3 protein-coding genes are annotated in these 4,090 nt (G+C 63.6%); 2 read left to right on the top strand and 1 reads right to left on the bottom strand.

Annotated elements, in window-relative coordinates; translation table 11 throughout:
- Positions 1–35 precede the first annotated feature (35 nt).
- Positions 36–1,037, bottom strand: coding sequence for a type I glyceraldehyde-3-phosphate dehydrogenase (gene gap, locus PspTeo4_RS29695; RefSeq protein ID WP_322367164.1), 1,002 nt, complete (start codon positions 1,035–1,037; stop codon positions 36–38).
- 264 nt (positions 1,038–1,301) lie between these two features.
- On the opposite strand from gap, the gene edd reads away from it, so the two are divergent.
- Positions 1,302–3,128, top strand: a complete 1,827-nt coding sequence (edd, locus tag PspTeo4_RS29690) for a phosphogluconate dehydratase (protein WP_322367163.1) — start codon at positions 1,302–1,304, stop codon at positions 3,126–3,128.
- A complete protein-coding gene (locus tag PspTeo4_RS29685; RefSeq protein WP_322367162.1) occupies positions 3,125–4,084 on the top strand; it encodes a glucokinase in 960 nt (319 codons plus the stop codon). The genes edd and PspTeo4_RS29685 overlap by 4 nt, the downstream gene beginning before the upstream one ends.
- Positions 4,085–4,090 lie beyond the last annotated feature (6 nt).

Genomic DNA, 4,090 nt, shown 5'->3' with positions numbered 1-4,090 from the left:
TCGATCTTCCTGTCGCCGCGAACTCCGCGGCATGCTCAACGCGCGTTGCACAACGCCAGGCAGTTATCCAGCATGCGGTTGGAGAACCCCCACTCGTTGTCGTACCAGGCCAGCACCTTGAGCATGCGCCCGTTGGCGCGGGTGTGGTTGGCGTCGAAAATAGACGACAGCGGGTTGTGGTTGAAGTCGCACGACACCAGCGGCAGGGCGTTGTAGCCCAGCACCTTGGAATGTCGGCTCGCTTCAAGGAACAGTTGGTTGACCTCGTCGCTGCTGACCTCGCGCTTGAGGTTGACGGTGAGATCGACCAGCGACACGTTGATCACCGGCACCCGCACGGCCATGCCGGTCAGCTTGCCGGCCAGCTCTGGCAGTACCAGGCCGACCGCTTCAGCGGCGCCGGTCTTGCTCGGGATCATCGACTGGGTTGCCGAGCGCGCCCGGTAAGGGTCGCTGTGGTACACATCGGTCAGCACCTGGTCATTGGTGTAGGCATGGATGGTGGTCATCAGCCCTTGCTCGATGCCGAACTCGCGGTGCAGTACCTGGGCGATTGGCGCCAGGCAGTTGGTGGTGCACGAGGCGTTGGAGATGATCTGGTGCGAGGCGCGCAGGATGTCGTGGTTGACCCCGTATACCACGGTGGCATCGGCACCCTTGGCCGGCGCCGAAACAATCACCTTGCCGGCCCCCGCGGCCAGGTGAGCGGCAGCCTTGGCGCGCTCGGTGAACAGCCCGGTGCATTCGAACACCACGTCGATCGCTTCGGCCTTCCAGGGCAGTTCGGCCGGGTTGCGGATGGCACTGACAGCGATACGGTCACCATTGACCGTCAGGCTCTCATGGTCAGCCTCGACGGTGGCGTCGAAAGTGCCGTGCACGCTGTCGTACTTGAGCAGATGGGCGTTCATCGCGCTGTCACCCAGGTCGTTGATGGCGACGACCTGCAGGTCCTGGCGGTAGCCTTGGGTATACAGTGCGCGCAGGACATTGCGTCCGATGCGGCCGAATCCATTGATGGCGATGCGAAGCGTCATGGCATTACCTCTGGCAGTCCGGGTGAAGCTTGTGGCAAAAAGGAGCTTCACTGAAACGGTTTTGTTGTTGGAATTACAAGATTATTCACTGACAGATAGAAAACAAGCCTTTTTGATGGCAGTATTTTGTTTAAATATACAACGAGTGATTGGGAGAGCCCTTTCCTCGATGCGCCAGGCCCCGTTTCCATGAGCCTAGGTCGCAATCGTTTGAAGGGGAAATGCCCGTTAAACCGCCCTTACCGTTAGCCTGGAGTCCAGTACATGCATCCGCGCATCCTTGAGGTTACCCAACGGCTGGTCGAGCGCAGCCGTGCCACCCGTGAACGCTACTTGCAGCTGATTCGTGGGGCGGCGACCGACGGGCCCATGCGTGCCAGCCTGCAGTGCGCCAACTTCGCCCACGGTGTGGCCGGTTGCGGCACCGAAGACAAGCAGACCCTGCGCCTGATGAACGCGGCCAACGTGGCCATCGTCTCGGCCTACAACGACATGCTCTCGGCGCACCAGCCGTACCTGCACTTCCCGGAACAGATCAAGCAAGCCCTGCGCGAGGTCGGCTCGGTCGGCCAGTTCGCCGGTGGCGTGCCGGCCATGTGCGATGGCGTGACCCAGGGCGAGCCGGGCATGGAGCTGGCCATCGCCAGCCGCGAGGTGATCGCCATGTCCACCGCGGTGGCGCTGTCGCACAACATGTTCGACGCAGCGCTGATGCTGGGCATCTGCGACAAGATCGTCCCTGGCTTGATGATGGGCGCGCTGCGCTTCGGCCACCTGCCGACCATCTTCGTGCCGGGCGGGCCGATGGTTTCCGGTATTTCCAACAAGCAGAAGGCCGACGTGCGCCAGCGCTACGCCGAGGGCAAGGCCAGCCGCGAAGAGTTGCTGGAGTCGGAGATGAACTCCTACCACGGCCCAGGCACCTGCACCTTCTACGGCACCGCCAACACCAACCAGTTGGTGATGGAAGTGATGGGCCTGCACTTGCCGGGCGCGTCCTTCGTCAACCCGTACACGCCGCTGCGTGATGCGCTGACCGCCGAGGCGGCGCAGCAAGTCACGCGTATGACCAAGGCCAGCGGCAGCTTCATGCCATTGGGCGAAATCGTCGATGAGAAGGCGCTGGTCAACTCCATCGTCGCCCTGCATGCCACCGGTGGCTCCACCAACCACACCCTGCACATTCCGGCCATTGCCCAGGCGGCGGGTATTCAGCTGACCTGGCAGGACATGGCCGACTTGTCCGAGGTGGTGCCGACCCTGTCTCACGTCTACCCGAACGGCAAAGCCGACATCAACCACTTCCAGGCCGCAGGTGGCATGTCGTTCCTGATCCGCGAGCTGCTCGATGCCGGGCTTCTGCACGAGGACGTCAACACCGTGGCCGGTCATGGCTTGCGCCGCTATACCCAGGAGCCATTCCTGGAAGACGGCAAGCTGGTATGGCGCGAAGGCCCGGCGCAGAGCCTGGACGAGAGCATCCTGCGTCCGGTGGCGCGGCCATTCTCGGCCGAAGGTGGCCTGCGGGTGATGGAAGGCAACCTCGGCCGTGGGGTGATGAAGGTTTCTGCCGTGGCGCCTGAACACCAGGTGGTCGAAGCACCGGCGCGGGTGTTCCAGGACCAGCAATCGCTGGCCGATGCCTTCAAGGCCGGCGAACTGGAACGTGACTTCGTTGCCGTGGTGCGCTTCCAGGGGCCGCGTTGCAACGGCATGCCGGAGCTGCACAAGCTGACGCCATTCCTCGGCGTGCTGCAGGACCGCGGCTACAAGGTTGCGCTAGTGACCGACGGGCGCATGTCCGGCGCTTCGGGCAAGATCCCGGCGGCCATCCACGTTTGCCCCGAGGCTTTCGACGGTGGCCCGCTGGCGCGGGTACGCGATGGTGATATCGTGCGCGTCGATGGTGTCGAAGGCACGTTGCGGGTCATGGTTTCGGCTGAAGAACTGGCCAGCCGCGAGCTGCCGCCAGCGCCCCAGGGCAATGACCTTGGCTGCGGGCGTGAGTTGTTCAGTTTCATGCGCATGGCGTTCAGCCCGGCCGAGCAGGGCGCAAGCGCCTTTACCTCGGCTTTGGAGAACCTCAAATGAAGGCTTTGCTGGTTGGCGACATCGGTGGCACCAACGCCCGTTTTGCCCTGTGGCGCGACAACCAGCTTAACGCCGTGAAGGTGTTGGCGACGGCTGACTACACCAGCCCGGAACAAGCCATCGAGGCCTATCTGGCGGACCAGGGTATCGCCCGCGGTGGCTTGGCGGCGGTGTGTCTGGCGGTGGCGGGGCCTGTGAGTGGCGATGAGTTCCGCTTCACCAACAATCACTGGCGCCTGAGCCGCAGTGCCTTCTGCCAGACGTTGCAGGTTGAACGGTTGCTGCTGCTCAACGATTTTTCCGCCATGGCCCTGGGCATGACCCGCCTGCGCGATGGCGAGTTCCGCGAGGTTTGCCCAGGTACCCCGGACCCTTCACGCCCCGCGCTGGTCATCGGCCCCGGCACAGGGTTGGGGGTCGGCAGCTTGCTGCGCCTGGAGGATCAGCGCTGGCTGGCCTTGCCGGGCGAGGGCGGGCATGTCGACCTGCCGGTGGGCAATGCTCGTGAAGCGGCTATCCATCAGCAGATTCACAGCCAGATTGGCCATGTCAGCGCCGAGACCGTGCTCAGTGGCGGTGGCCTGGTGCGCTTGTATCAAGCCATCTGCGCGCTGGATGGCGAAACACCACGACACAAGACCCCGGCCGAGGTCACCGATGCGGCGCTGGGCGGCGAGCCACGGGCGCTGGAGGTGATCGAGCAGTTCTGCCGGTTCCTCGGGCGGGTGGCCGGTAACAATGTACTTACCCTGGGCGCGCGGGGTGGGGTCTATATTGTCGGCGGTGTGATCCCGCGATTTGCCGAGTTGTTCCTGGGCAGTGGTTTTGCCGCAAGCTTTGCTGACAAGGGCTGCATGAGCGGCTATTTCGCCGGGGTGCCGGTTTGGTTGGTGACGGCGGAATTTTCTGGATTGCTGGGCGCTGGCGTAGCCTTAGGGCAGGCGCTGGATCACTGAGATTGT

The sequence above is a fragment of the Pseudomonas sp. Teo4 genome, assembly GCF_034387475.1.
Lineage (GTDB): Bacteria > Pseudomonadota > Gammaproteobacteria > Pseudomonadales > Pseudomonadaceae > Aquipseudomonas.
This window is presented reverse-complemented; position numbering and strand designations above follow the sequence as displayed.